The 25,842-nt window shown below is 72.8% G+C and carries 28 protein-coding genes and 1 pseudogene; 12 read left to right on the forward strand and 17 right to left on the reverse strand.

Annotated features, from left to right (window positions below; genetic code table 11):
* Positions 1–39 precede the first annotated feature (39 nt).
* Positions 40–798, reverse strand: coding sequence for an SDR family oxidoreductase (locus tag AB0M28_RS32160; RefSeq protein ID WP_365412837.1), 759 nt, complete (start codon positions 796–798; stop codon positions 40–42).
* A gap of 80 nt (positions 799–878) precedes the next feature.
* On the opposite strand from AB0M28_RS32160, the gene AB0M28_RS32165 reads away from it, so the two are divergent.
* Both AB0M28_RS32165 and AB0M28_RS32170 read left to right on the forward strand, forming a co-directional pair.
* Positions 879–1,490: a TetR/AcrR family transcriptional regulator gene (locus tag AB0M28_RS32165; protein ID WP_365412839.1), complete on the forward strand. Its 612-nt coding sequence runs from the start codon at positions 879–881 to the stop codon at positions 1,488–1,490.
* Positions 1,491–1,822: 332 nt separating this feature from the next.
* Positions 1,823–3,304, forward strand: a complete 1,482-nt coding sequence (locus AB0M28_RS32170) for a PAS domain-containing sensor histidine kinase (protein ID WP_365412886.1) — start codon at positions 1,823–1,825, stop codon at positions 3,302–3,304.
* A gap of 167 nt (positions 3,305–3,471) precedes the next feature.
* Here the strand turns inward: AB0M28_RS32170 and AB0M28_RS32175 are convergent, their stop codons facing one another.
* Positions 3,472–3,729, reverse strand: coding sequence for a WhiB family transcriptional regulator (locus tag AB0M28_RS32175; RefSeq protein WP_019433310.1), 258 nt, complete (start codon positions 3,727–3,729; stop codon positions 3,472–3,474).
* A 330-nt stretch (positions 3,730–4,059) separates the two neighbouring features.
* Positions 4,060–5,028 carry a diacylglycerol kinase family protein gene (locus AB0M28_RS32180; protein ID WP_365412841.1) on the reverse strand — a complete coding sequence of 323 codons (969 nt, stop codon included), beginning with the start codon at positions 5,026–5,028 and terminating at the stop codon, positions 4,060–4,062.
* Positions 5,029–5,097: 69 nt separating this feature from the next.
* Here AB0M28_RS32180 and AB0M28_RS32185 point away from each other — a divergent pair, with 69 nt between their 5' ends.
* Positions 5,098–5,508 carry a hypothetical protein gene (locus AB0M28_RS32185; RefSeq protein ID WP_365412843.1) on the forward strand — a complete coding sequence of 137 codons (411 nt, stop codon included), beginning with the start codon at positions 5,098–5,100 and terminating at the stop codon, positions 5,506–5,508.
* Positions 5,509–5,541: 33 nt separating this feature from the next.
* On the opposite strand, the gene AB0M28_RS32190 is transcribed toward AB0M28_RS32185, so the two are convergent.
* The 4 genes from AB0M28_RS32190 to AB0M28_RS32205 all read right to left on the reverse strand — a co-directional run bounded on the left by AB0M28_RS32190 (position 5,542) and on the right by AB0M28_RS32205 (position 8,025).
* Positions 5,542–6,459 carry an RNA polymerase sigma factor SigF gene (locus AB0M28_RS32190; RefSeq protein ID WP_365412845.1) on the reverse strand — a complete coding sequence of 306 codons (918 nt, stop codon included), beginning with the start codon at positions 6,457–6,459 and terminating at the stop codon, positions 5,542–5,544.
* Between the two features lie 91 nt (positions 6,460–6,550).
* Positions 6,551–6,985, reverse strand: a complete 435-nt coding sequence (locus AB0M28_RS32195; protein WP_365412847.1) for an anti-sigma regulatory factor — start codon at positions 6,983–6,985, stop codon at positions 6,551–6,553.
* A 263-nt stretch (positions 6,986–7,248) separates the two neighbouring features.
* Positions 7,249–7,740, reverse strand: coding sequence for a GNAT family N-acetyltransferase (locus tag AB0M28_RS32200; protein WP_365412849.1), 492 nt, complete (start codon positions 7,738–7,740; stop codon positions 7,249–7,251).
* 24 nt (positions 7,741–7,764) lie between these two features.
* Positions 7,765–8,025, reverse strand: a complete 261-nt coding sequence (locus tag AB0M28_RS32205; RefSeq protein WP_365412851.1) for a UBP-type zinc finger domain-containing protein — start codon at positions 8,023–8,025, stop codon at positions 7,765–7,767.
* 23 nt (positions 8,026–8,048) lie between these two features.
* On the opposite strand from AB0M28_RS32205, the gene AB0M28_RS32210 reads away from it, so the two are divergent.
* Positions 8,049–9,644 carry a Na+/H+ antiporter gene (locus AB0M28_RS32210; protein ID WP_365412853.1) on the forward strand — a complete coding sequence of 532 codons (1,596 nt, stop codon included), beginning with the start codon at positions 8,049–8,051 and terminating at the stop codon, positions 9,642–9,644.
* 45 nt (positions 9,645–9,689) lie between these two features.
* Here the strand turns inward: AB0M28_RS32210 and AB0M28_RS32215 are convergent, their stop codons facing one another.
* The 3 genes from AB0M28_RS32215 to AB0M28_RS32225 form a co-directional block, all read right to left on the reverse strand.
* The gene (locus AB0M28_RS32215) at positions 9,690–10,571 is read right to left on the reverse strand and encodes a pyridoxal-phosphate dependent enzyme (RefSeq protein ID WP_365412888.1); all 882 of its coding nucleotides are present in this window, start codon (positions 10,569–10,571) and stop codon (positions 9,690–9,692) included.
* Positions 10,572–10,707: 136 nt separating this feature from the next.
* Positions 10,708–10,995: a hypothetical protein gene (locus AB0M28_RS32220; RefSeq protein WP_365412855.1), complete on the reverse strand. Its 288-nt coding sequence runs from the start codon at positions 10,993–10,995 to the stop codon at positions 10,708–10,710.
* Between the two features lie 119 nt (positions 10,996–11,114).
* Positions 11,115–11,975, reverse strand: a complete 861-nt coding sequence (locus AB0M28_RS32225) for a LysR family transcriptional regulator (protein ID WP_365412857.1) — start codon at positions 11,973–11,975, stop codon at positions 11,115–11,117.
* A gap of 93 nt (positions 11,976–12,068) precedes the next feature.
* On the opposite strand from AB0M28_RS32225, the gene AB0M28_RS32230 reads away from it, so the two are divergent.
* Entirely contained in the window at positions 12,069–12,983 is a 915-nt protein-coding gene (locus AB0M28_RS32230; RefSeq protein ID WP_365412859.1) for an EamA family transporter, read from the forward strand.
* 70 nt (positions 12,984–13,053) lie between these two features.
* Here the strand turns inward: AB0M28_RS32230 and AB0M28_RS32235 are convergent, their stop codons facing one another.
* The 4 genes from AB0M28_RS32235 to AB0M28_RS32250 all read right to left on the reverse strand — a co-directional run bounded on the left by AB0M28_RS32235 (position 13,054) and on the right by AB0M28_RS32250 (position 16,650).
* Complete coding sequence (locus AB0M28_RS32235) at positions 13,054–14,169, reverse strand: magnesium and cobalt transport protein CorA (RefSeq protein WP_365412861.1); 1,116 nt, start codon at positions 14,167–14,169, stop codon at positions 13,054–13,056.
* A 16-nt stretch (positions 14,170–14,185) separates the two neighbouring features.
* Positions 14,186–15,145: a zinc-binding dehydrogenase gene (locus AB0M28_RS32240; protein ID WP_365412863.1), complete on the reverse strand. Its 960-nt coding sequence runs from the start codon at positions 15,143–15,145 to the stop codon at positions 14,186–14,188.
* Positions 15,146–15,246: 101 nt separating this feature from the next.
* The gene (locus AB0M28_RS32245) at positions 15,247–15,672 is read right to left on the reverse strand and encodes a glyoxalase (protein WP_365412865.1); all 426 of its coding nucleotides are present in this window, start codon (positions 15,670–15,672) and stop codon (positions 15,247–15,249) included.
* Between the two features lie 126 nt (positions 15,673–15,798).
* Positions 15,799–16,650 (reverse strand): class I SAM-dependent methyltransferase, encoded by an 852-nt coding sequence (locus AB0M28_RS32250; RefSeq protein WP_365412867.1) that lies wholly within the window; start codon positions 16,648–16,650, stop codon positions 15,799–15,801.
* Between the two features lie 66 nt (positions 16,651–16,716).
* Between AB0M28_RS32250 and AB0M28_RS32255 the strand changes: the two genes are divergently transcribed.
* Positions 16,717–17,304, forward strand: coding sequence for a TetR/AcrR family transcriptional regulator (locus tag AB0M28_RS32255; protein WP_365412869.1), 588 nt, complete (start codon positions 16,717–16,719; stop codon positions 17,302–17,304).
* A gap of 796 nt (positions 17,305–18,100) precedes the next feature.
* Here the strand turns inward: AB0M28_RS32255 and AB0M28_RS32260 are convergent.
* Positions 18,101–19,015: a hypothetical protein gene (locus AB0M28_RS32260; RefSeq protein WP_365412870.1), complete on the reverse strand. Its 915-nt coding sequence runs from the start codon at positions 19,013–19,015 to the stop codon at positions 18,101–18,103.
* A 95-nt stretch (positions 19,016–19,110) separates the two neighbouring features.
* Here AB0M28_RS32260 and AB0M28_RS32265 point away from each other — a divergent pair, with 95 nt between their 5' ends.
* The 5 genes and pseudogenes from AB0M28_RS32265 to AB0M28_RS32285 form a co-directional block, all read left to right on the forward strand.
* On the forward strand, positions 19,111–19,695 hold the full coding sequence (locus AB0M28_RS32265; RefSeq protein ID WP_365412872.1) for a hypothetical protein: 585 nt from the start codon (positions 19,111–19,113) through the stop codon (positions 19,693–19,695).
* A complete protein-coding gene (locus AB0M28_RS32270; protein WP_365412874.1) occupies positions 19,692–20,156 on the forward strand; it encodes a group II truncated hemoglobin in 465 nt (154 codons plus the stop codon). The genes AB0M28_RS32265 and AB0M28_RS32270 overlap by 4 nt, the downstream gene beginning before the upstream one ends.
* Positions 20,157–20,232: 76 nt before the next feature.
* A complete protein-coding gene (locus AB0M28_RS32275; protein ID WP_365412876.1) occupies positions 20,233–20,553 on the forward strand; it encodes an ADP-ribosylglycohydrolase family protein in 321 nt (106 codons plus the stop codon).
* Between the two features lie 161 nt (positions 20,554–20,714).
* The gene (locus AB0M28_RS32280) at positions 20,715–22,343 is read left to right on the forward strand and encodes an IS200/IS605 family accessory protein TnpB-related protein (protein ID WP_365412878.1); all 1,629 of its coding nucleotides are present in this window, start codon (positions 20,715–20,717) and stop codon (positions 22,341–22,343) included.
* A gap of 6 nt (positions 22,344–22,349) precedes the next feature.
* Positions 22,350–22,988 (forward strand): annotated as a pseudogene (locus AB0M28_RS32285) (ADP-ribosylglycohydrolase family protein); the annotation flags it as partial.
* Positions 22,989–22,995: 7 nt separating this feature from the next.
* Here the strand turns inward: AB0M28_RS32285 and AB0M28_RS32290 are convergent.
* Together AB0M28_RS32290 and AB0M28_RS32295 are read right to left on the reverse strand one after the other, a co-directional pair.
* Complete coding sequence (locus AB0M28_RS32290; protein ID WP_365412880.1) at positions 22,996–23,550, reverse strand: Uma2 family endonuclease; 555 nt, start codon at positions 23,548–23,550, stop codon at positions 22,996–22,998.
* Between the two features lie 90 nt (positions 23,551–23,640).
* Entirely contained in the window at positions 23,641–24,252 is a 612-nt protein-coding gene (locus AB0M28_RS32295) for a DUF4291 domain-containing protein (RefSeq protein ID WP_365412882.1), read from the reverse strand.
* Between the two features lie 206 nt (positions 24,253–24,458).
* On the opposite strand from AB0M28_RS32295, the gene AB0M28_RS32300 reads away from it, so the two are divergent.
* A partial coding sequence (locus AB0M28_RS32300) for an N-acetylmuramoyl-L-alanine amidase (RefSeq protein ID WP_365412884.1) occupies positions 24,459–25,842 on the forward strand: 1,384 nt, incomplete at its 3' end.

The following is a 25,842-nucleotide window of genomic DNA, read 5'->3' on the forward strand; positions in this document are numbered from 1 at the left end:
CCGCGCACACGGCGCGGGGCCCCCTCGTGCTGTCCGGCGTCAGACCAGGACGCCGCCCGTCGCGTCGATCCACTGGCCCGTGACCCAGCGGCTGTCGTCCGAGGCCAGGAAGGCGACGATGTCCGCCACCTCCGCGGGCTCGGCGACGCGCCCCAGCGGGGAGTAGCCGGCGACCTGTTCGCGGGTCGCCGCGTTCTCCTCGCCGCGCAGCCAGGACGCGTTCATGTCGGTGTCGACGATCCCCGGCCCCACCGCGTTGACCGTGATGCCGCGGTCGCCGACCGTCGCCGCCAGCTTCGCCGTGAAGACGTCGAGCGCGCCCTTGGTCATCGAGTACGCGATGAGCTGCGGGAACCCCGCGCCGTGGGTGAGGCCCGTGGAGACGTTCACGATGCGGCCGCCGTCGCGCAGCCGGTCCAGCCCCAGTTTGGTGATGAAGAACGGCGCCCTGGTGTTGACCGCGAAGACCCGGTCGTAGTCCTCCTCGGAGAGGTCCGAGATGGCGCCCTGGGCGGCGATCCCCGCGTTGTTCACCAGGATGTCCAGGCCGTCGGCCCGCGCGTCGTACGCCTGCCAGAGCGCCTCGGCGTCGCCGGGCTCCCCGAGACGCGCCTGCAGTGCGAAGGCCGAGCCGCCGGCCGCCTCGATCGCGGCCACCGTCTCCTTGGCCGCCGCCTCGTCGCTGCCGTAGTGCACCCCGACCCGGGCCCCGTCACGGCCCAGCCGCTCCGCGATCCCGCGTCCGATACCCCGGCTGCCGCCCGTCACCAGTGCCGTCTTGCCCGTGAGCGCGCCCATGGCTGCGCCCCCCTTTCTTTAACGATCGCTACGAAAAGGACCGTACCACGTTTCTTAGCGACCGCTATAGAATTGACGGCATGACCACCAGACAGCGCGGACGCCCCCGGTCCTTCGACCGCGACCAGGCCCTGCGGCAGGCGGTGTTCACCTTCTGGGAGCACGGTTACGAGGCGACCTCCGTCGCCGACCTGACGCACGCCATGGGGATCGCCGCGCCGAGCATGTACGCGGCCTTCGGCGACAAGAGGTCGCTGTTCGAGGAGGCCGTACGGGCGTACGCCGAGGCCTACGGCCGGTTCTCCGCCCGCGCGCTGGGCGAGCCGACCGCCCGCGGGGCCGTGGCCCGGCTGCTGCGCGAGGCCGCCGCCGAGCACACCACCCCGGGCCGCCCGCGCGGCTGCCTCGTCGTGAGCGGCGCCACCAACACCACCTCGCCCGAGGTGCGGGAGTTCCTGCGCGGGATGCGGCAGGCGAACGTGCGGTCCATCGAGGAGCGCGTCCAGCGCGGTGTCGACGAGGGCGAACTGCCGCCGGGGACGGACGCGGGCGTCCTCGCCCGCTACGTCGGCACGGTCTTCCAGGGCATGGCGCAGCAGGCCCGCGACGGGGCCACGCGCGAGCAGCTGGAGGCGGTGGCGGAACAGGCGATGAAGGCGTGGCCGCGGGACACGGGAGACCCCCGCGCGTAGGACCCCGCACCGCCCCGGAAAACACTTCGGGCCGCGGCGCCTGGAGCGGGACCCTCAACCCGCCCGGCACCGCAGCCCGGAGCTGATGCCGGCGCACTGTGGTCGCGGGGTGTGCGGCCCCACGGCCGGCCGGCGGAGGATGTCTGCGCAGTCAGGGCAGAGAGCGAGACGATCCCCGTTCCGTCCTCCTGCGAGGAGGCCGGAAGCACTTCCCGAACATTGTGGACTAGACCACTACCCCCCGTCCAGGGGTCGGCGCCCCCGAATAAGTACCGGAACTCGCCGGCCCGGGGGAGCCCGGCGCTGCGGGTACGCTCGGACCCGTGCCCTCCATGAACGACCTCGTGCGCCAGCACACCGCGCTGTCCGAGACCGACCTCGAGTGGCTGCACCTGCTCGTGTCGGAGTGGCAGCTGCTCGCCGACCTCTCCTTCGCGGACCTCGTGCTGTGGATCCCCACGACCGAGGGCACGCGGTACGTCTCCGTGGCGCAGATGCGGCCCAACACGGGCCCCACCTCGTACCAGGACGACATGGTCGGCCACATGGTCCCGCGCGGCCGGCGTCCCATGCTGGACTCCGCCTACGACGAGGGCCGCATCGTGCGCGAGGGCGACCCGGAGTGGCGCGAGGAGGTGCCCGTACGGGTCGAGTCCATCCCCGTACGCCGTGAGGGCCGGGTGCTGGGCGTCATCGCCCGCAACACCAACCTGCTCACCGTCCGTACGCCCAGCCGGCTGGAGCTGACGTATCTGCAGAGCGCCTCCGACCTGGCGCAGATGATCGCCGCGGGCAGCTTCCCGTACCCCGGGCAGTCGGTGGAGAGCGACGCCTCGCCGCGCGTCGGCGACGGACTGCTGCGCCTGGACGGCGACGGCATCGTCCAGTACGCCTCGCCCAACGCCCTGTCCGCGTTCCACCGCCTCGGCCACGCCGCCGACCTGGTGGGCCTGCACCTGGGCAAGGCCACCGCCGAACTCGCCGTCCAGCAGGGGCCCGTCGACGAGGCCCTGGTGAAGATGGCCAGCGGCTGGGCGCCCCGGGAGACCGAGGTCGAGGGCAGCGGCGGCGTCATCCAGCTGCGTACCATCCCGCTCAAGCCCAAGGGCACCCGCATCGGCTCCCTCGTCCTGCTGCGCGACGTCACCGAACTGCGCCGCCGCGAGCGCGAACTGATAACGAAGGACGCCACCATCCGGGAGATCCACCACCGGGTGAAGAACAACCTGCAGACCGTCGCCGCCCTGCTGCGCCTGCAGTCGCGCCGCCTCGCCGCCCACGACCCCGACGGCAAGGCCCGCGAGGCCCTCGACGAGGCGGTGCGCCGCGTCGGCTCGATCGCCATCGTGCACGAGACGCTCTCGCAGAACCTCGACGAGCGCGTCGAGTTCGACGAGATCGCCGACCGCGTGCTCACGATGGTCGCGGAGATCTCCCCGGGCCGGGTCACAGGCCGTCGTACGGGCCGCTTCGGCATCCTGGACGCGGAGGTCGCCACGCCGCTGTCCATGGTGCTCACCGAGCTGCTGCAGAACGCCCTGGAGCACGGCTTCGGCCCCGGCGACACGGGCACGGTCGAGGTCGGCGCGCTGCGCTCCGGCACCCGGGCGGCGGCCCGGCTGCTGGTCACCGTCCAGGACGACGGCCGCGGCCTGCCGGCGGGCTTCGACGCGGCGACGGCCGGCAACCTCGGCCTGCAGATCGTCCGCACGCTGGTGGAGGGCGAACTCGGCGGCACGTTCACCATGGAGCAGGCCCCCGGCGGCGGGACCCGGGTGACCCTGGATCTGCCGGTGAAACCGGAGAAGCGCTGAGCGCGCCCCCGTAAACGGCGGCGAACCCGGAACGGCCCGAATCCGGAAAACAGTCGAGCCCCGGAACCGACCAGGTTCCAGGGCTCAAAAGAAATCTGCGCGCTGCGCTCGGAGGAGAGCTGCGACCGGCCCCCGCCGAGGGGGCCGGACTCGTGCGTTCAGGCGGTTCAGGCGGTGGCCTTGCGGGCCCGGTTGCGGGCGGCGCGGCGCTTCATCGCGCGGCGCTCGTCCTCGCTCATGCCACCCCAGACACCGGAGTCCTGGCCGGACTCGAGCGCCCACTGCAGGCACTGCTCCATCACGGGGCAGCGGCGGCAGACAGCCTTGGCTTCCTCGATCTGCAGCAGCGCAGGACCGGTGTTGCCGATGGGGAAGAACAGCTCGGGGTCTTCCTCGCGGCAAACGGCGTTGTGACGCCAGTCCATGACTGCTCCATCTCATTGTGTTGCGGGCAAGTTGCTTGTGAATGTGAACGCTTTCACGAATCCCCCCACGGGTGAAGGGTCTGCCCCAGAAAACTGGTGTGACCTTCGACATGTGAGGTGAGCTGTGGTTGTTCACAGAGTGGCGACACACGGGACCCGACGGTGGGCGTTGTTCCGATCGCCAAGAAGAGGTTCGCAAACCTCAGCTTCGGATACAACCCCTTCCGGCAAGTTTCTTTGGATTCGTTGGTGTCAGTTGGCTCACAGCACTAGATCGGGGGGTGAGAGCCAGTCCGTACGTTCGAGATAAAGGCGCCGAGGCCCTATCACTCACACAATCACACGCAGTGCGCGGCGTACGCCTGTGAAGGCCACGCTCGTACGCAGTCCGAGGTGGTCTCCGTCGACCTGAAAGGGCAGTGGGGCCTGTGATTCCAAGGTGAAGGCCGTCTGGTCGTGCAGTGACACAGCGTGCTTGCCGTGCGGTCCGCGCTCCGGAGAGGAAGTGAGCAGTTGCGTACCGTAACGGGTCGCCGCGCCCAGGCCCAGCCGGGCCAGGCCGAGCACGTCGAGGGCCGTGTCGAAGGAGGCGCGGGGGGCGGCGTAGACGGGCTTGTTGCCGAGATATGTCCACGGGGCCGTGTTGCAGACGATCGTCGCGACGAGGTCGCCGACGGGCTCCTCGCCGGGCCGCGCGAGCGTTATGGCGCCGTGCCGCCGGTTCGGCTCGGACATCAGCTGGCGCATCAGCTGACGCATGTAGAGGGCGTGCGTCGACTTCTTGCCGCGCTCGCGCTGCTGTTCGACGCGGCCCACCACGCCGGCGTCGAAGCCGAGGCCCGCGCAGAACGTGAACCAGCGGTCCGGGGCGCCCTCGTCGGCGGTCCCCGGGGTGCCGGAGGCCAGGCCCAGGCCCACCGTGCGCTCGGAGCCGGTGCGCAGGGCGTCCAGCAGCGCGCCGGTGGCCTCCACGGGGTCGTTGGGCAGGCCCAGGGCGCGGGCGAAGACGTTGGTGGAGCCGCCCGGGACGACCGCCAGGCGCGGCAGCGCGTCGGGGTCGGGGCCGTTGTGCAGCAGTCCGTTGACGACCTCGTTGACGGTGCCGTCGCCGCCGAGGGCGACCACCAGGTGCGCGTCGCCGCTCTCGGCCGCCGCGCGGCCGACGTCGCGGGCGTGCCCGCGGTACTCCGTGGTGACGACCTCGAGCTTCAGATCGCTCTTGAGGGCGTGGATCAGTACGTCACGCGTCCGCGCACTCGTGGTGGTGGCGGCAGGGTTGACCACAAGAAGTGCGCGCATGGTGTGCAGCGTACCTACCCCTGGGTACGCCTGCGAAGTCGTGCCCGGGGCCCGGATACCCTGGACCGCATGACTGAGGAGCAGGGATCCGCCCGGACGGGGCGCCTCACCGTGGCCGCCGTACTGACCGCCGTCGAGGGCGCCGTGGTCGCCGGTCTCGGTGTCTACATGCTCGTGATGCTCTTCGCCGGGGACCCCGAGAGCCGGCGGTCCGCGCTCTTCGGCGGGCTGACCGTGCTGGCGCTCGCGGTGCTGCCGCTGGCCGCCGCGCGCGGACTGTGGCTGCTGCGGAGCTGGAGCCGGGGGCCGGCCGTCATCACGCAGCTGATGGCGATCCCCGTGGTGTGGACCATGGTCGACGTCGGCGGCGCGCTGCTGGCGCCGGGCATCGCGCTGGGCGCGGTGGCGCTGGCCGCGCTGGTCATGCTGATGAGCCCCAGCACCGTCGAGGCCCTGGGGATCGGCCCGAAGCAGGCCTGACGCCGGGGCACCCAGGGCCGACGGTCCGTACCGCTACTCCTCCACCAGCAGACGCTCGCGCAGCTGGGCCAGCGTGCGGGCCAGCAGCCGCGAGACGTGCATCTGCGAGATGCCGACCTCCTGGGCGATCTGGGACTGCGTCATGTTGCCGAAGAAGCGCAGCAGCAGGATCTTCTTCTCGCGCGGCGGGAGCTCCTCCAGCAGGGGTTTGAGGGACTCCCGGTACTCGACGCCCTCCAGCGCGTCGTCCTCCGCGCCGAGGGTGTCCGCGACCGCCGGGGACTCGTCGTCCGTGTCGGGGACGTCGAGGGAGAGCGTGGAGTACGCGTTGGCCGACTCCAGGCCCTCCAGCACCTCCTCCTCCGAGATGCGCAGATGCTCCGCCAGCTCGTGGACCGTCGGCGCCCTGCCGTGCCGCTGCGACAGCTCCGCCGTCGCCGACGTCAGCGACAGCCGCAGCTCCTGCAGCCGGCGCGGCACCCTGACCGCCCAGCCCTTGTCGCGGAAGTGGCGCTTGATCTCGCCGACCACGGTGGGCGTGGCGTACGTCGAGAACTCCACGCCCCGGTCGGGGTCGAACCGGTCGACGGACTTGATCAGGCCGATCGTGGCGACCTGGGTGAGGTCGTCCAGCGGCTCGCCGCGGTTGCGGAAGCGGCGGGCCAGATGCTCGACCAGGGGCAGGTGCATCCGGACCAGCGTGTTGCGCAGCTCCGCGTACTCCGGGGTGCCCTCGGGGAGCTTGCGCAGCTCGTAGAACATCTCCCGCGCGGCGCTGCGGTCGGTGGGGTACCCCCGGCCCGCAGAGCTGGGGGAGGGGTCACGCCGGCCGCCCGGCCGGCCGTGCTCGTGTCCGTCCATCTGCTCAGCCCGCTCGTCCGTCGCCCCTGCCCGGGACGGTGCGCCCTCGGCGCGCTCCTGTGGTTCCCGCTCGTGCTCCACAGCCGCCAACAAGCCCCTTCTCGCGGTACCACCCCGGGGCGGATACCCCGGGGCCGGCGCCTCGTGACCCTGTGTCATCGGACCGCCCTCCTCGCGCAGTTCATGTCTGCCCGGGGCCGGCGCCGCGCTCTTTGTGCAGGCTGATGGTGACCGTCCGGTCCTCGGACACGGTCGAGTCGACCCGGCCGGCCAGTGCGGAGAGCACGGTCCAGGCGAAGGTGTCCCGTTCGGGGGCCCGGCCGTCCGTGGTCGGGGCGGATACCGTGACCAGCAGGGCCGGCCGTTCGGGCCGGTCCGCCTGGCTGTCGAGCTGGAAGACGCAGGTGAGGACCGAGCCCGGGACGGCCTGCTGGAGCAGGATCGCGCAGGCCTCGTCGACCGCGATCCTCAGGTCCTCGATCTCGTCGAGGGTGAAGTCCAAGCGGGCCGCGAGTCCGGCCGTGGCCGTCCGCAGGACCGAGAGATAGGCACCTGCCGCCGGCAGCCGGACCTCGACGAAGTCCTTCGGCCTGGGCTCGCCTTCGTTCTGGGACACCCTCACCTCCAAGGTGGCGCGCGCTGCGTCTGTTCAACGAGCGTGAGTACAGCGAGTCTCCATGCTGACGCGGACCCGGTCCACGCCTCTTCACAAGGGGTAACGGATCGGGACCGCACATGGTTCGCATGCGACGCTACCGCGAGTGGTCGGCTGCTGTCCCGCTGGTACGGGGAAGGACCCACCATCTCGTGAGTGTCACTTATAGTAAAGCTCCGGGTACGCTCCGTGAATAGGGAGCGTGAGGTCAATTCCCGGTACGTTCAGCGGTGGTTGACGCTGTGTGACGAGGCGAGTCCGCGCAGCGCCGGTCCGGAGAGCCGGTAGCCGGTCCAGGTGTCCTTGGGGACGGCGCCGAGCGCCTCGTAGATCGCCGCGGCGGTCTTGTTCTCCTCGTGCACGGACCACTCGAAGCGGTCGTAGCCGCGCTCCACGCAGACCGCCGCCAGCGCCGCCATCAGGGCCTTGCCGTAGCCGGCGCCGCGATGCTCCGGGCGGACGAAGAGGTCCTCCAGATAGACGCCGTGGGTGCCGGTCCAGGTGGAGAAGTTGCGGAACCACAGGGCGAAGCCGGCCGGCTCCGGATCGTCCGGCGCCTCGGCGACCAGGGCGAAGACGGACGGATGCGGGCCGAACAGCGCCTCGTGCAGCTGCTCGTCGGTGGCCTCGGTCTCCGTGACGTCGTGGTGTTCGGCCAGGTCACGCACCATGGCGTGGAGGGCGGGTACATCGCCGGGCCTCGCATCGCGGATCATGCGACCCAGCGTAGGGCGGGGTGGTCAGACCAGCGACTTGTCGGCATGGCACCAGCGCCAGTTCTCACCCGGCTCGAAGCTGCGCATCACCGGGTGGCCGGTCTCGTGGAAGTGGGCCGTGGCGTGGCGCAGCGGGGAGGAGTCGCAGCAGCCGACATGCCCGCAGGTCAGACAGAGTCTGAGGTGCACGGGATTGGTGCCGGCCGCCAGACATCCGGGACAGGTGTCGCTCTGCGGGGCGACGTCCGGGGACGGGAGTGCGGAAACATGCGCGCATTCGGTCATGCGGCCAGGTTAGATCGTTGCCGATGAACGCATTTCCTCTGCTCATGCTGGTGGCCGGGAGCGCGGCGGTGGCCGGGCTCGCCCGGCGCACGCCCGTACCGGCGCCGCTGCTGCTGGTCACCGTCGGACTGGTCGCGAGTTACGTCCCGGGCGTGCCGGACTACGCCCTGGACCCGCACGTCGTCCTGCCGCTGATCCTGCCGCCGCTGCTGCACACCGCCGCGCTGGAGAGCTCGTACCTGGACCTGCGTGCCAATCTGCGCCCGGTGATCCTGCTGAGCATCGGGTACGTGCTGTTCGCGACGGCCGCCGTCGGGCTGACCGCGTACGCCCTGGTGCCGGGGCTGCCGCTCACCGCGGCGCTCGTGCTGGGCGCGGTGGTCGCGCCGCCCGACGCGGTGGCGGCGACGGCGATCGCCCGGCGGGTGGGGCTGCCGTCGAAGATCACGACCATTCTGCAGGGCGAGTCGCTGGTCAACGACGCCACCGCCATCACCGCGTTCAAGGTGGCGCTGGCCGCCGCGGTGGGGGAGGGGGCCAGCTGGGCGGGCGGGCTGGGCGAGTTCGCGCTGGCCGCGGTGGGCGGGATCGGGGTCGGGCTGGCGCTGATGGTGCCGCTGCACTGGCTGCGCCTGCGGCTCAAGGAGCCGCTCCTGCAGAACACGATGTCGCTGCTCATCCCGTTCGTCGCGTACGCCCTGGCGGAGGAGCTGCACGCCTCCGGCGTGCTGGCGGTGGTCGTGGTCGGGCTGTATCTGGGCCACCGCTCGTGGCAGGTCGACTTCGCGACAAGGCTCCAGGAGGCGGCGGTCTGGAAGATGGTCGCCTTCGTGCTGGAGTCCGTGGTGTTCGCGCTGATCGGGCTGCAGCTGCGGCGGGTGGTCAGCGATCTGGAGCCGTTCGGGCTGGGCGAGGCGCTGTGGTACGCGGCGGTGGTGCTGGCGACGGTGATCGTGTCGCGGTTCGTCTGGGTCTTTCCGACGACTTATCTCCCTTTGCGGCTGGGGTCGGCGGGCGACGGGAAACGGACGCCGTGGACACATCCCTTTGTCGTCTCCTGGGCGGGTATGCGGGGCGTGGTCTCGCTCGCCGTCGCCTTCTCCATCCCGCCGACCGTGCACGACGGCGGGCCCTTCCCGGCGCTCAACCTGGTGCTCTTCCTGACCTTCACCACCGTGATCGGCACCCTGGTCGGCCAGGGGCTCACCCTGCCGCTGCTGATCCGGAAGCTGGGGCTGCGCGGCACGGACGCCCAGAAGGAGAACCTGATCGAGGCGCAGGCGCAGAGCGAGGCGTCGCGGGCGGCCGAGACCAGGCTCCGGGAGCTGCTCGAGGACCCGGCGAACCGGCTGCCCCAGCCCCTGGAGGACCGGCTGCGCACGGTGCTCGAGCGGCGGCGCAACGCGGTGTGGGAGCGTCTCGGGGCGGTCAACCCCGAGACGGGCGAGAGCGCCGACGAGACGTACCGGCGGCTGGCGGGGGAGATGATCGACGCCGAGCGCTCGGTCTTCGTCGAACTGCGCGACGCGCGGCGGATCGACGACGAGATGCTGCGCACGTTGCTGCGCAGGCTGGATCTGGAGGAGGCGGCGGCGTACCGGGAGTCGGAGGCGGACTAGCGGGGCGGCGGGTGCGGGCCGCCCTGCCCCGCCTGTCCGGCCCGCTCAGCCCGTGATGACAGCCGCGATCGTGGCGCCCCGGAGGAACGCGCCCTCCTCGGCGAGGGTGGTGAGACCCAGCAGCATCTTGGCGACGTACGTCGGGTCGGGCGCCAGCCCGTGGCTCCGTTCGAAGCCGGCCGCGAAAGCGTCGAGTTCCGGTGTCGTACGGGCGTAACCGCCGCAGTGGAAGCGGTCGTCCAGCCGCCAGTCGCCGCTGCGGGCGCCGAAGGCGGCGTGCTGGAGTGACTCGGTCGCCTTGTCGAGAAATCCGCCCTTGAGGACCGGGAAGCCGATCGCCCGCTGCTCCGGCGCCAGGCCCGCCGCCAGTCCGGCGAGCGTGCCGCCCGTACCGCAGGCGACGGCGACGACGTCGGCCGTGCCGCGCAGCTCGCGGCCCAGCTCGGCGCAGCCGCGGACGGCGGCGGCGTTGCTGCCGCCCTCGGGGATGGCCACGAAGTCGCCGAAGAGGCCGTGCAGCTCGTCCAGGTACGCGGGGTCCGCGCGGCGCCGGTAGACGCGGCGCTCCACGAAGTGCAGCCGCATGCCGTCGGCGGCGGCCTGTTCGAGCGAGGGGTTCAGCGGTCTGTCGGCGAGTTCGGCGCCGCGGACCACGCCGATCGTCGTGAAGCCCAGCAGCCGGCCGGCGGCGGCCGTGGCGCGCAGGTGGTTGGAGTAGGCGCCGCCGAAGGTGAGCAGCGTGCGCTGCCCGGCGGCGGCGGCCGCCCGGAGGTTCGGGGCGAGCTTGCGCCATTTGTTGCCGGGGAGGCTGGGGTGGATCAGGTCGTCACGCTTGAGCAGCAGGCGCAGGCCGCGGCCGGTGAAGCGCTCGTCCGGGCACTCCTCCACGGGGGAGGGGAGCCGGGGGTGCAGCGCGCCGATGTCCACCCCGGCAGGGTACGCGGGGGCGGAGGCGTGGTCGGGGCCGCGTTCCGGCGGCTGCGTGCTCACGCAACCAGGTTGATCCCAGGGGGTCCGGGGGCGAAGCCCCCGGAATCTGTTCTGCCGCCCACCGTGCCGGAGGCTACGCGGCGTGCTTGCCGCCCCAGGAGTGGCCGGTGCCGGTGCTGGGCTTCGTGGCCTTGGTGAGGAACTCGTCGCCGTGTTCCTCGGCGTGCTGCCGGACCGCCTCCAGGGCGTCCTGTAGGGCGTCCTGGTCGCCCTGGCCGCGGGAGGCGTTGAAGTAGGCGGCGCCGAGCCTGCGCAGCTTGTCGCCGCCCTCGCGGCCGGCCTGGACCTCCTCCAGCTTCCCCTTGCCCTGGTTGTAGGCGCTCTGGGCCTGCTCGCGCGCCTTGTCGAAGAAGCTGCTCATGACCGCCTCCGGGAGTGTGGGTTTTGCGGCTTTCGTCCCCAGTATCCCGCCCGCAGATGCGGGAGCAACGGGTCGGGGGCTGGAAGGGTGTCCCCGGCGCCCCGGAGTTCTGCGGGATGTCAGCGGTGTGCGGCGACGACCTCGTGCGCCAGCGCGCGCAGCGCGGGCAGGGCCGGATGGCCGGGGCCCGCGCGCCAGGCCAGATGGACGGGTACGGGCGGGGCGTCGGACAGCGGGCGGTAGACGATCGTCGGGTGCGAGTGGTTGGCGGGGGTGGCCGTCGTCGTCACGCCCACCGCCCGGCCGGCGGCGATGGCGGTCAGCCACTCGTCGGTGTTCGACACCTCGACCATCGTCGTCGGCCGGGCGTCCGGCGGCCACAGGTCGGGGGTCGTCGTACCGGAGACGGTGTTGGCGGCGACGGGCAGTGCGGCGAGGTCGGCCAGGGTGACGGCGGCGCGGGCGGCGAGCGGGCTGTCGGCCGGGAGGACGGCCACCCGGTCCTCCATGCACAGCAGTTCGCTCTCCACGCCCTGCGCCGTGACCGGCCCGCGCAGCAGCGCCGCGTCCACCCGGCCCCGGGTGAGGCCGGCGGTCGTGTCGTCGATCCGGAGCAGGTGCAGCGGGATCCCGGGGTGCAGCTCGTCCCAGCGGCGCAGCAGGGGCACGGTGTGTGCGCCGAGGGCCGCCCAGGGGTGGCCCAGGCGCAGTGGCCACGAGCGCAGCCCGCGCGGGTCGAGCGCCTCGTCGACGGCGGTGACGGCGATGGCCGCGCGGTCGCGGAACGTACGGCCCTCGGGAGTGAGCTCCAGATGGTGGGTCGAGCGGTCGACCAGCCGTACCCCGAGGTGCTTCTCCAGTTGCTGCAGGGTGCGTGAGAGGGCGGGCTGGCCGGTGCGCAGACGCGCGGCCGCGTGGGTGATGGAGCCCTCGTCGGCGATCGCGAGGAAGGCGCGGAGGTGGCGCAGCTCGACCGTCATGCCCTCGAGGGTAGATCCGTCATGCCGGTAGGGCATAACCGCAGCGGATCAGGCATTTCACACGGGGTGGGCGGGTTTCGTACGGTGTCTGTCATGACCGTTGCCGTCCGCACACCTGTCGCTGGTCCCCTCCGCCGTCCCCTTGGTCCCGTCACCCCTTCCTCCGCGCCCGGCGACGGGCGCCTCACCGGCATCGGGCTCGTGCTCGCCGGCGCGCTCTCGGTCAACTTCGGCTCCGCCGTCGCCGCGCTGCTCTTCCCGCGGGCGGGAGCGCTGGGCACCGTCACGCTGCGGCTGACGCTGTCGGCGCTGCTCCTCGTGGTCATCTGCCGGCCCCGGCTGCGGGGGCACTCGCGGTCCGACTGGGCGGTCGTGTGCGGGTTCGGGGTGGCGCTGGGCACGATGAACTCGCTGTTCTACCAGGCCATCGACCGGATCCCGCTGGGGCCCGCGGTCACGCTGGAGGTCCTCGGCCCGCTGGCGCTGTCCGTCGTCGCCTCCCGGCGGGCGGCCGGCCTGCTGTGGGCCGGGCTGGCGCTGGTGGGGGTGTTCCTGCTCGGCGGCGGGGGGTTCGGGGCCCTCGACCCCGCGGGCGTGCTCTTCGCCCTCGGCGCGGGCGTGATGTGGGCGGCGTACATCCTGCTCAGCGCGCGGGCCGGCGCGCGGTTCCCGAAGGCGGACGGGGTGGCCATCGCGATGTCGGTGGGGGCGCTGTGCAGTCTGCCGCTGGGCGTGCTGACGGCGGGGGGCTCGCTGCTGCAGCCCGCGACCCTGGGGCTGGGGCTCGCGGTGGCCGTGCTCTCGTCGGGCGTGCCCTACACCGTGGAGCTCTTCGCGCTGCGGCGGCTGCCGCCGGCGGTGTTCGCGGTGCTGATGAGCCTCGCGCCGGCGGTGGCGGCCCTGGCGGGCTTCCTGGTCCTGGACCAGACGCTGGGCGCGCTGCAGTGCGGAGGCGTCGCGCTGGTCGTCGCGGCGAGCGCGGGGGCGGTCGCCGCGGGGCGGCGGTAGCGCGCGGGGGTCCGGGGCACGGCGCGGGCGTCCGTCCGTCCGCCGGCCTGCCTCCGCCGTGCCCGGACCGTCAGAGCCACCCCCGCCGCCGGAACGCCCGGTGCAGGGTCAGGCACACGCCGACGATCACGCAGAGCACCACCGGGTAGCCGTACGTCCAGCGGAGCTCGGGCATGTGGTCGAAGTTCATGCCGTACACCCCGCACACCATCGTGGGCACCGCGAGGATCGCCACCCAGGCGGAGATCTTCCGCATGTCCTCGTTCTGGGCCATCGTGACCCGCGCGATGTTCGCCTGGAGTATCGAGTTCAGCAGTTCGTCGAAGCCGTTGATCTGCTCGGTGACCCGCGCCTGGTGGTCGGCGACGTCGCGGAAGTACGGCCGTATCGCCGGGTCCACGGCGAGCATCGGCTTCTCGGCGAGGACCTGGAGCGGGCGCGTCAGGGGCGCCACCGAGCGTTTGAGCTCCAGCAGTTCGCGCTTGAGGTGGTAGACGCGGGCGACGTCCGCGCCGCCGTCGCCGAAGACGTCCGCCTCCACGGTGTCGATGTCCGTGAGGATCGCGTCCGCGACGTCGAGGCACTCGTTGACCACCTGGTCCGCCACCGCGTGCAGCACCGTGCTCGGCCCGCACGACAGCAGCTCCGGCTGGAGTTCGAGCGACTCCCGCACGGGACCGAGCGTGCCGTGCCGGCCGTGCTGGACGGTCACCACGTAGTCGGGACCGGTGAGCACGGTGATCTCGCCGGACTCCACGATCTCGCAGTTCGACGTCAGCTCGTCGTGCTCCGCGTACGCCACGGGCTTGAACACCGCCACCGCCATGTCCCCGAAGACCTCCAGCCGGGGCCGCGGCGCCTGGCGCAGCGCCGCCTCGACGGCGAGCGGGTGGAGGTCGAAGAGCTGCGCGATGGGCGCGAGCGCGTGCGGATCGGGCTCGTGCAGCCCGATCCACACGAAGCCGTGCCCCTTGGCCCGTACGCGGTCGACCGCGTCCTTCGGCGTGGGGTCGCCGGGCTGCCGGTGGCCGTCGACGTAGACCACGCAGTTCTCCACCGAACTCCCGAGCGGGGAGCGCGCCGGGTGGCTGAGGTCCACGGGCCGGCGGCGGCCGGGCAGTTTGACGACGGAGCGGAGCGTACGGGTGACGGCTGACACGTGTTTCCCCCGGGTGGGCACAAGCATGCGGCCCAGTCTGGGGTCAGGCGGCGGGCACGAGCAAGATCTTCCCCACGGCGGTGCGCGCCTCGATCGTGGCATGCGCCCCGGCCGCCTGCTCCAGCGGCATCCGTTCGGCGATCATCGGGCGGAGCCGGCCGGCGGCGGCCTCCGCCAGGGCGCGGGCGGTGTAGTCGTCGACCGACGAGCCCGCGGGCAGGATGTCGAAGATGCCGGTGACCGTCACGCCCCGGCGCGCGGCGTCCTCCGTCGGCGCGGTCACGGAGAAGTCGCCGGAGGGCGCGCCGTACGCGCGGAACCGCGCGCCGTCCGCCGTCGCGTCCAGCGCCTGCCGGCCCAGTTCGCCGCCCACGCCGTCGAAGACCACGTCGGCCGCGATGCCGTCGGTCCAGCCGGGGCGCGAGTAGTCGACGACACGGTCGGCGCCGTGGGCCCGTACCGCCGCCAGCTTCCCCTCGCCGCGCGCCGCGCCGACGACGTACGCCCCGGCGGCGTGCGCGAGCTGCACCAGCAGCTGCCCGGCACCGCCGGCAGCGGCCAGCACCAGCACCGTCTCGCCGGGCCGGACGCCCGCGCCCTCGAACAGGCCCAGCGCCGTGGGCCCGTCGTGGGTGAGCGCGGCGGCCGTGTCCAGGTCCACGCCGTCCGGTACGGGGATCAGGCCGGTGGCCGCGACGGTGACCTGCTCGGCGTAACCGCCGAAGCTGCCCGTGTGCGCGACGACCCGCCGGCCGAGCCGGCTCCTGTCGACGCCCTCCCCGACCCTGAGGACCGTCCCGCTGACCGCCCCGCCGGGCGTGAACGGCAGCGGCGGGTCGAAGTACTCCTTGCCCCACCCGGTGCGGATCTGCGTCTCGACGAAGAGCGTGTCGGCGGCGGCCACCGCCACCACCGCCTCACCCGGGCCGGGCTCCGGCTCCGGTACGTCGACGGGCTTGAGGACCTCGGGGCCGCCGAAGGTGTGGGCCTGGATCACGCGCATGGCTGCTCGCTTCCGTATCCGTGACGGGACTTGAACCATCAGCGTGCGAGGTGAACCTCGGTTGAGGTCAAGCGCGGGTCCGGGGGCCGGTCTTCGTGGTGTCACTCCCCGCCGGGGCCCTGGGCGGCGGCCTCGACGTCCATCCACATGTACGACCACAGGTGGCCGTCCAGGTCGGTGAAGCTGCGGCCGTACATGAAGTCGCCCATGACCTCCGGCTCGCCGTGCTCCCGGGCGCCCGCGGCGAGGGCCTTGTCCAGCATCGCGTCGACCTCCTGGCGGCTCTCCGCGCTCAGGCAGTTGAGGGTCTGGGCCTGGGTGGCGGTGTCCGGGATCCCGCGCTTGCTGAAGCCCTTGAAGAAGTCCTCGGTCAGCAGCATGAAGTAGATCGTGTCGCTGACGACGAGGCAGGCCGCGTTGTCGTCCGTGAACATCGGGTTGAAGGAGTAGCCGAGCTCCGTGAAGAACTTCTGCGTCCGGGCCAGGTCCTTGACCGGGAGGTTCACGAAGATCATCTGCTGCGCCATGGGGTCCTGCTTTCGTCGCGTGTCCTTGCCTCTGCCGTGGTGGCCTTGCGCGGGGGTAGACCGGCGGGCCGGGCGGAAGTCATCGCGGCGCGGGGAATCCGTTTCGCCGCTCCTCGTCCGAGCGTGTCAGAGGGGTGGGGGTTGTGCGCGCCGGACCTGTGCGCCGTCGGCCCGTACCGCCGTGACCGTCTGCGTCGCGTAGCGGATGGTGAACGTGCCGCCCGCGGCGTCGATCGCCTCGCCCAGGCCCGCCAGCACGGGCGCCAGCCGCTCCGCGGGGAGCCGGGTGAACGCGCCCTGGGTGGGCACCATGTCCAGCCAGGCGTCCTTGGTGCAGGTCCACTCCCAGTCGTCCCGCCACTGCCCGGCGGCCTCGAACCCGCCCGCTTCGCGGATGCCGTCCGCCGCCCTGTCGCACAGCGCCTGGTAGCCGTCCGCGCCCTGGGTGGCCGCCGCGGCCAGGTCGAACGGCGAGTCGGGGACGGTCCGGCGGTACACCTCGGCGAACGCCTCCGCGAGGCCGGCCGGCAGCCGGGAGGCGTTCCAGAACACGGCCAGCCGCCCGCCCGGGCGCAGCACCCGCGCGGCCTTCGCCGCGCCCGCGACCGGATCGATCCAGTGCCAGGTCTGACCGGCGACGACGGCGTCGTACGTACGGCCCGCGGGATCCCAGTCCGCCAGGGTCGCCACCTCGACCGCGGTGCCGCGGCGGCGGGCCACGGCCGCCATCCGGGCGTCCGGGTCGACGCCCAGCACCCGGTGGCCGGCCGCCTGGAACCGCCGCGCCACGATGCCCGTACCGCAGCCGACGTCCAGGACGTCGAGCGGTCCGGACGAGGCGCCGGTGACGCGGTCCACCACGGCGCGGGGGTAGCGGGGGCGGGTCCGGTCGTAACGCTCGGCGTCGGTGCCGAAGGACGTGGCCGCCTGCTTGCTCTCGGGGGAGTCCGGTGCGGGGACCGGCGGTACAGTGGGCATGTGCCCACTATGAGTGGGCGGTCGCCCACTCGTCAATCGGTGGGCCGTGAGCGGGGAGTGGTGCGGGTGCCGACAGGGGTGGCCATCCAGGACGTACGCGAGCAGCTGTTCGCCGCCGCGGAGAGGGTGCTGCTGCGGGCCGGGCCGAGCGGGCTGACCAGCCGGTCCGTCACGGAGGAGGCGGGCTGCGCGAAGGGCGTGCTGCACCGGCACTTCGCGGACTTCGACGCCTTCCTCGCGGAGCTGGTACGGGACCGGATCGCGCGTCTCGACGACCGGGCGGCCGAGTTGCGGGCCGCCGCCGGCCGCGGCACGGTCGCCGGGAACGTCACCGGCGTGCTGACGGAGCTGTTCGGGTCGGTGGCCGTGGCGATCGTGGGCCTGGTGGTCTCCCGCGACGGGCTGCGGGCGCGGCTGCGCGAGACGACGCCGGCCGGCATCCCGCTGCTGACGGAGGCGGCGGCGGTGGTCGCCGGGTATCTGGCCGCGGAGCGGGACCTGGGCCGTATCGCCCCCGACGCGGACGTCGACAGCCTCGCGCCCACGCTGATCGGCGCGGCGCACCTGCTCCTCGCGGACCGCACGGGCGACGCGGCGGACCCGGAGGCGGTGCGGCGGGTGGTGGCTTCGGCGCTGGCGGGGGTGATTGGGTGACCTGACCTGAGCGGAGTCGGGGGCTGGGGGGTGCGGCGCCGGCTGTGCGGAGCTGGCTGACGGTGGCCCTTCGGGGGTGGTGGCCCACTGGCCGTGCGGATCTGGCTGGCTTGGCCGCGTGCCCTGCGGGGGGTTGGGGGGCCTCCCCACTGGCTGTGCGGAGCTGGCTGGCTCGGCCAGGTGCGCTCCGGGGGATGGGGGGTGGACCTTTCCGCTGGCTGCGGATCTGGCTGGCTTGGCCGCGTGCCCTGCGGGGGTTGGGGGGACCTCTCCACTGGTCGTGCGGATCTGGCTGGCTCGGCCAGGTGCGCTCCGGGGGTTGGGGGTGGACCTTTCCGCTGGCTGCGGATCTGGCTGGCTTGGCCGCGTGCCCTCCGCGGGTGGGGGCGGTGGCCCATTGGCCGTGCGGATCCGGCTGACTCGGCCGCGTGCCCTCCGGGGGTTGGAGGGCGGACCCCTCCACTGGCCGTGCGGATCCGGCCGACGGGGCACGCCGCGGGTGGGGGCGGTGGCCCATTGGCCGTGCGGATCCGGCCGACGGGGCCACGCGCACACCGCGGGTGGGGGCGGTGGCCCATTGGCCGTGCGGATCCGGCTGACTCGGCCGCGTGCCCTCCGGGGGGCGGGGGGGCGGACCCCTCCACTGGCCGTGCCGATCCAGCCGACGTGGCCGCGTGCCCTCCGGGGCTGGAGGGCGGCCCCCCGCATTGCCGTGCGGATCCGGCCGACCCCGCCACCCCTCCCGGGGGGTCTGGGGCGGAGCCCCAGGGATGTGGCTGCCCCCCGCCGGAGGCGCTCAGCGGCAGGCCACCGGGTGCGGGGTGCCCGGCCAGCGCTCCACGCCGTCCGCGGACCTGACGTACGCGGACTTGCCGTCCGCCGCCAGCCACAGCTCCCCGCCGTCGCGCCGGAACCCCGTGTCGCGTGCGTCGGCGGGCAGTTCGGCGTCCGGGTCGAAGGGGCCGTTCACCATGCCCTCGTCCAGCTTCCCGTGTTCGTCGCGGACGTACTGCGGCGCCTCCGCGCCCCGTTCCCCCTCGCCGAGGGTGAGGAAGAGGACGTCCTGCCAGTCGCAGTGGTCGTTGCCGAGCCGGCCGCGGACCGAGGCCACGGGCACCCGGGCCCCCTTCGCGTCCGTCCACACCTGGACGCCCATCTCCGCGTCGTACTTCGCCGGCAGCTCCGCCGGGTCGCACACCGCGAAGGTCTCCATGCCCCAGCCGGCCCGCTTCGGCCGGTCCTTCGCCACGATCACCGCCGCCTTGGTGCGGCCCTCGGCGTCTCCCACGGCGAACAGCGTCCGGCCGCCCTCCTCCTTCTCCACGCGGTAGCCGCTGGTGGGGACGGCGTTGTACGCCTCGCCGAGGAAGCGCCGCAGTCCCTCCTCCGCCGACCGGCCGCCGGCGGGGCTGCCCCAGCCGTCGCCGACGTCGTTGCCGCCGAAGTACGGGGGCCCGTCGCACTCCAGGGCGCGGGTGGCGGCCCCGCCGAGGACCTTCGGGTCGCTGTCCGGGCCGTCTTCCGCCATCTCGGTCCACAGCGGGCCGTCGTACCCCTGCGGCCCGCTCGCACCCACGCTCACGCCCCCGCCCGTGAGCGACGGCCGCTCCGCGTCCGGCTCGCCGCAGCCGGCCGCCGCCAGTGCGACGGTGCACAGGACGACCGCCCCGGCCATGGTGCCGCGCGCGTGTCCCGACGTACTCCCGGTCATTGCCAACCACCCCGTTCCCGCTCGCTGTTGCCGGTCGGACGTGAACCGGGGCGATTGGGTTCCGCGACGGCGATGAGAGGCGTAATCTGGATTACATGCTTACAGCCGAAGAGAAAGACGAGCTCCGCGGCTGGTTCGCCGGACGGCTGCCCGACGGCCTGTACGACCCGCCGCTGGAGATCACCGTGGACAGGGAGGAGATCACGGTCGTGGGCCGGATCTCCGAGCCCTCCCTCGCCGAGGACGTGTCCGAGGCGGAACGGGAGGCGGCGCTCGAGGCGCGTATCGAGGAGTTCAGGGACCGCACGCGCGGCGAGCGGATGGCGGTGGCGCGGCGCGCGGAGCGGCGCTACCGCCGCAAGGTGGCGTGGGGCGTCGAATGCGGCGGACGGCGCACGGTGTTCACCAACGTCGCCGCGCCGGTGATGACCCGGCTGCGCCAGCCGCAGCGCGAGGTGCTGGACACGCTGATCGCGGGCGGTGTCGCCCGAAGCCGCAGCGAGGCGCTGGCCTGGTGTGTGAGGCTGGTGCAGCAGCACGCCGACAGCTGGCTGACGGAGCTGCAGGACTCGCTGGAACAGGTCCAGCGGGTACGCGACCACGGGCCGGACCGCCGGCCGCCCTCCCCCTCCGACGGGGAGCCGCGGGACGCCGCGCCGGACGAGCGGGAGGATTCTTGACCACCCCGACCATCTACGAGTGGGCCGGCGGCGCGGACGCCTTCGACCGGCTGACGCGGATCTTCTACGGCCATGTGCACAAGGACCCGCTGCTGGCCCCGGTGTTCGCCGACGCGGCGGACGACCACCCGCACCGGGTGGCGCAGTTCCTCGCCGAGGTGTTCGGGGGCCCCGCGGAGTACTCCGAGCGGCGCGGCGGGCACGACGAGATGGCCCGGCACCATCTGGGCCGCCGGATCACCGAGGAGCAGCGCCGCCGCTGGGTCGCGCTGCTGATGGACGCCGCGGACGAGGCGGGCCTGCCCACGGACCCGGAGTTCCGGGCGGTGTTCGCGTACTACGTGGAGTGGGGCACACGGATGGCAATCGTCTACTCGGGCGACGATCCGCCGCCGACGGACGGCCCGATGCCGACGTGGGACTGGGGGCGGACGCCGCCCTGGGTGCCGCCGGGGAAGTGAGGGCGGCCGCCGCGTCGGGGTGTCGGGGTGCGAAACCCCCTGTCCCGCAGGTCGCCCGGCCTGACAGCATGCGGCCATGACCCCGACCACTGGAAACCCGGCCCCCGTACCCTCCCCGCTCCCCGCCCCCGCCCGCGACAGCCTGCGCGGACTCGCGCTCGGCGACGGGTTCGGGGAGCGGTGGTTCTTCCACGAGAACCGGGAGGCGATCGCGATGATCCGGCGCCGGGCGATCGGGGTGGAGCCGGAGTGGCACTGGACCGACGACACGCAGATGGCGCTCGGCGTGGTGCGGGTGCTCGCGCTGGCGGGCCGGGTCGACCAGACGTCCCTGGCCCGGGAGTTCGCCGCGAACTTCGACCCCTCGCGGGGGTTCGAGCTGTTGCCGGTGGAGTGAGCGTGGGTACGGGAAGGTGCGTGTGAGTGTGTTTCGGGTGCGGGGCACTGGTCTGTTCCAGGGTGTGGGAACGGTGGTTCTTGCTGCGAATGGGTGACCTGGTGGGGTGTGGCTCGTTGGGGGTGGTGTTCGGGGAGTGCCGGGGTGGGGGTGGTGCGCGGGTGGGCGGGTTGCGGGAGTTGGCGGTGCCGTTCGTGGTGCCGCCCGCGGCGGGGGTGGCGATCCGGGACCGGCTCAAGGAACTGACCGAGCGGGACGTCGAGGTGCTGCGGCTGGTTGGGGGGCATCTCGGCGCGGTGGCGGGGCGGGATCTGCGGGCCCGGTGTGCGGACGGGCTGGAGCATGATGCAGCCCGGTGGGCGCGGCGCAAGCGGGCGGTGACCGCGGTGGCGTCGTCGAGGTGGGCGGGTGCGATCACCAAGGCCAGCCACGATCAGTGGGCGCTGGCCCGGCGCGGACAGGTCGCGCACCTGCGCTCCCTGGAGACCGGGATCGCGGTGTTGGAGCAGCGCCTCGCGCTGCCGCTGGGCGCGCGGGGCGAGAAGGGCCGGCCGGGCGGGTACCGTACGCGTCGCGAGTGGCACGCCAAGTCCCGCCGCCTCGGCGTGCTCAAGGCCCGTCTGGAGCGGGCCCGTGCCGCGTGGGAGGCGGGGCGGGTGCCAGTGGTACGGGGCGGGAAGAAGCTCCTGCACGCGCGTCACCATCTCGCGGCGGCCGGGCTGGACGAGGAGACCTGGCGTCGACGCTGGCAGGCGAAGCGCCGCTTTCTGCAGGCGGACGGGGAGTCGGGGAAGAGGTTCGGCAACGAGACGATCCGGGTCAGCCCGGACGGCGAGGTCTCGGTCAGACTCCCGGCTCCGCTGGCCCATCTGGCCAACACCGTGCACGGCCGGTATGTGCTGTCCGGGCGGGTGGCGTTCGCGCACCGGGGCGAGCAGTGGCGCGACCGCGTCAGCGTGCACCGGGCGGTCGCGTACCGCATCCACGAGGATCCGGTGCGCGGCCGCTGGTATCTGACCGCCTCCTTCACCACGCCCGCGCCGGTGGTGCTGCCGCTGGCGGCGGTCCGCGAGCGGGGCCTGGTCGGGGTGGACATGAACGCCGACCACCTGGCCGCCTGGCGCCTCGACACCCACGGCAACCCGGTCGGTGCCCCACGCCGCTTCGGCTACGACCTGACCGGCCCCGCCACCCACCGCGACGCCCAGCTCCGCCACGCCCTGATTCGGCTGCTGCACTGGGCCCAGCGCCATGGCCTGGCCGTCGCGGTGGAGGATCTGGACTTCACGGACGCCAAGAGCCGGGAGCGGCACGGGCGCAAGAAGCGCTTCCGGCAGCTGGTCTCGGGGATGCCGACCGGCCGGTTGCGCGCCCGCCTGGTGTCCATGGCCACCACCCTGGGCGTTGCGCTGGTCGCGGTCGATCCGGCCTACACCTCGAAGTGGGGCGCCCAGCACTGGCAGAAACCACTCACCACCACCAAGCGCAAGACGACCCGCCACGACGCGGCAGCGGTGGCGATCGGCAGACGCGCCCTGGGGCATCCGATCCGGCGACGGACGGCACCGCCCCCGCACGACCAGAGCGATCGTGCGGGGCATCGGACCGTCCAGGCCCGACCGGACACCTTGGGGCGTGAGGGAAACCGCCCACCCGTCCCGGGACCCCGCACGCGATGCGGGCCATCCGGGCAGGATGCGAAAGCGGTCGACCAGAACACCCAACACCGTTCGGGATGTTCGGCTGAGCATGACTCCTGGCAACAGGATTCACTCCCGCTCAGTTACTAGGAACGGTACGGGTACGGGATGCACGTCCTGCTGCCGAAGCTGGCGGAGGACCCCGGCGGCTGGGCGCGGTACGCCCGTACGCTCTTCGACGGCCAGGGCAGCCTCGGCAACGGCGCGGCGATGCGGGTCGCCCCGCTCGGGGCGTGGTTCGCGGACGAGCCGGAACGGGTCGCGTACGAGGCCGCGGCGTCCGCAGAGGTGACCCACGCGCACCCCGAGGGGGTGGCGGGCGCGGTCGCCGTGGCGCTGGCGGCGTCGGTGGCGGCGGCGAGCCGCGGCGGGGAGGCCCCCGCACCCGGGGAGCTGTTCGAGGCGGTGGCGTCGGCCACGCCCGAGGGCCGGATACGCGACGGCGTACACGCGGCGGCCGAACTCCCCCTGGACACGCCCGCGTGGAAGGCGTCGGACATCCTCGGCAACGGCTCGCGCATCACCGCGGCGGACACGGTCCCCTTCGCCCTCTGGTCGGCGGCCCACCACCTCGACGACCTCCCGGGCGCCCTGTGGACCACGGCGGAGGGCCTCGGCGACGTCGACACGACCTGCGCGATCACGGCGGGCGTCGTCGCCTCCCGCACGGGGGTGTCGCCCGTCCCGGCCGAGTGGCTGAGGCGGTGCGAACCGCTGCCGGAGTGGGTGGGGTGAGGCTGCCCTACAGGGCGGAGGTGTCGAGCTCGAGGTCGAAGGGCCCGGGGAGACGGATCGACGTGCCGAAGGGGTGGGGGCCGTCGACCTTGGTGTAGCCGAGCTCCCCGGGTTCGGCGAAGAGGGTGCAGGAGCGCTCTTGGCGGTCCACCAGGAGATAGAGGGGGGCGCCGTACTCGGCATAGCGTCGGCGTTTGACGATGCGGTCGGTGTCGCAATTGGACTTGGAGGTGATCTCGACGACGAGAAGGCTCTGGTCGGGAAGAAGGGCTGTGGCGTCGTCGGCCAGGTCAGCGGGGACGACGGCGATATCGGGGATGTACCAGTTGTTCGTACCGGGGAGGTCCAGGTTCCCCGAGGCCGCGATGCATCCCAGACGGTCTGCGGCTGGTTCGATCTGCCGACGGATCTTGACCGCCACCGACTCGTGGGCCCAGGACGGGGTCACGGGCGTGATCACTCCTTCGACGATCTCCACCCGGTCCCCCCGGATGTGCTGAATCGCGTACTTCAGCGCGGTCTCGGGGTCGTCGGCTGCGTAATCGCGCGGCTGGGCGCTCATCGGTCCTCCATCGAGCCTGGTCGTTGCAGCATGGCGACAGCATCCGGTGTACAGCAAGCAACGACGCCGGGTGGGGTGCTACCTCCGGGATCACCCCATCGAGGCACCGTCCGCCCCGATCCGCTCCCCGATCCGCTCCGGCAGGGGATACGCGCGCTCCGCCGGAAGCAAGGCCGAGGCCGCCGCCAGGTCGCCCTCACGGACCAGGGCGTGGACCTGCCGCGCCAGCGGCGTGACGTCCTCGATGGACACCGTCCACTCATCGACGTATCGATGAACCGCCTCACCGCTGAGCCCGAGTTGGAGGGACCGGTACGGAAGCGAGCGCAGGCGCAGGTCGCGTTCCGGGTCCCACTGGACCCGGGCGCAGGACGAGCGCAGGGCGGCCTTCCATTCGTCCTTCGTGGCGTGCGACCCCGCCCGGTAGCCGCTGAGCACCGCCCGGCCCAACGCCCACTCGAAGCCCTCACGCCGCAACGTGACCGCCAGCACGGTCTCCTGCCCCTCGGCCCGGCCCCAGTCGCACCGGTACATCATCCACAGGAACGAGGGCTTGACCCACGTCATCCTCCCCCGCCGGAACCCCGCCCCGAACCGCCCCGTGCGGGCGGCCGGTTCGCCGATCTGCGGGTTGTACGCCTGGTACACGGTCACGGTCTCGTCGGTGTGCGAGGCGCGGATCTGGCGTTCGGGGATGTCCATGGGCGTTGATGCTTCCCGCTGTACCGGCCGCGGCGCCAGGGGATTTCCGTTCGTCAGTGGAGTAGACCACAGGCATTCCCACAACCCTGCCGGAAACCCTGGACATCGAGGTCTGTACCAGTTTATGAAGAGGTCTGCCTGCGGCGTACACGGACAGCGTGACGAAGCGGCGCCTGCACCCCGGACCGCCCTGGAGAGGAACTTCCATGTCCTTCGAGCCCATCTACATAACCCGCCGGAGCGCCCTGCGGGCCGGCGCCGGTGCGGCCGCCGTCCTCGGTGTCGGGGCGGGGCAGGTCGCCGCTGCGGGCGGGGCCTCGGCCACCTCGATCGACCCCACCGACACGTCGTTCATCATGAGCTGCGACGACTGGGGCGCCCGGCCGCCCGCGTTCCCGCTGTCGACCCGGACCGGGTCCACCCGGCGGATCGTGGTGCACCACATGGCGTTCCCGAACACCATGGACTTCTCCATGGAGGCGGCCATCGCCTGCGCCGAGCGCGTCCAGCACATCCACATGGACCTCAACGGCTGGTCCGACACCGGCAACCACTTCAGCATCAGCCGCGGCGGCTATGTGATGGAGGGCCGCCACGGCAGCCTCGACGCGCTCGAGGACGGCGGCTACCAGATCGTCAGCGCGCACGCCGTCGGGCAGAACACCCAGTCGATCGGCATCGAGAACGAGGGCACGTACATCGACGAGCTGCCCACCGGGAAGCTCTGGTGGTCGCTGGTCAAGCTCTGTACCACCATCTGCACCCAGTACGGCTTCGGCGCCCAGAACATCACCGGCCACTGGGACTGGAACAACACCCAGTGCCCCGGCGCCAAGTTCTACTCCACCTTCCCGCTGCTGCGCCTGCACGTCGCCAAGCGCCTCGGCCAGGACCCGGCGAGCATCCCGGCCCGCACCTGGCCCGACACCTTCACCTCCTGCGCCGGCGCGACGGTCCGTACGCTGCAGCACCTGCTCAACACCCAGGGCTTCAACCTCAAGGCGGACGGCGCCTTCGGCTCCGGCACGCTGGCCGCCGTGCGCGCGTTCCAGACGGCGCACGGCTTCCCCACCGCCTCCGACGGCACGATGACCGGCCCCACCTGGGAGGCGCTGGCGCCGGAGATCGGCATGGGCGACACCGGCTCCGCCGTGCTGGCCGTGCAGTCGATCCTGGCGAGCAAGCTGTACGACCTCAAGGTGAGCGGCACGTTCGACCGCCAGACCTGGGTCGCCGTCGCCAAGCTGCAGGCCCTGCACGGCATCCGGGTCACCGGCCGGGTGGACCTGAGCACCTGGTGCGCCGCGCTCGGCGGTGTGGTGGAGGAGAACTTCCGCGGGCTGAAGGGCCAGGCCGGGCTGGAGAGCACCGCGACGGCGGAGGACTCGCTCGTGCTGCCGGACTTCGAGGCCCTGCCGCCGGTGGTCGTGCCCGAGGGCGTCGTGGCCGCCGACGCCGTGGAGACGCAGTTCGAGGAGGTCCCGGTCGACCAGGACGTCCAGTTCACGGCCACGTCGGCCCGCCGGTGGGCGCCGAGTTCGGCGGGCTCCAGATCGACCTGGGCGACGACGGTCTTCTCGCCGACGAGTG

Origin of the sequence: Streptomyces sp. NPDC051940 (assembly GCF_040680895.1) — a bacterium.
In the GTDB taxonomy this organism is placed as follows: Bacteria; Actinomycetota; Actinomycetes; order Streptomycetales; family Streptomycetaceae; genus Streptomyces.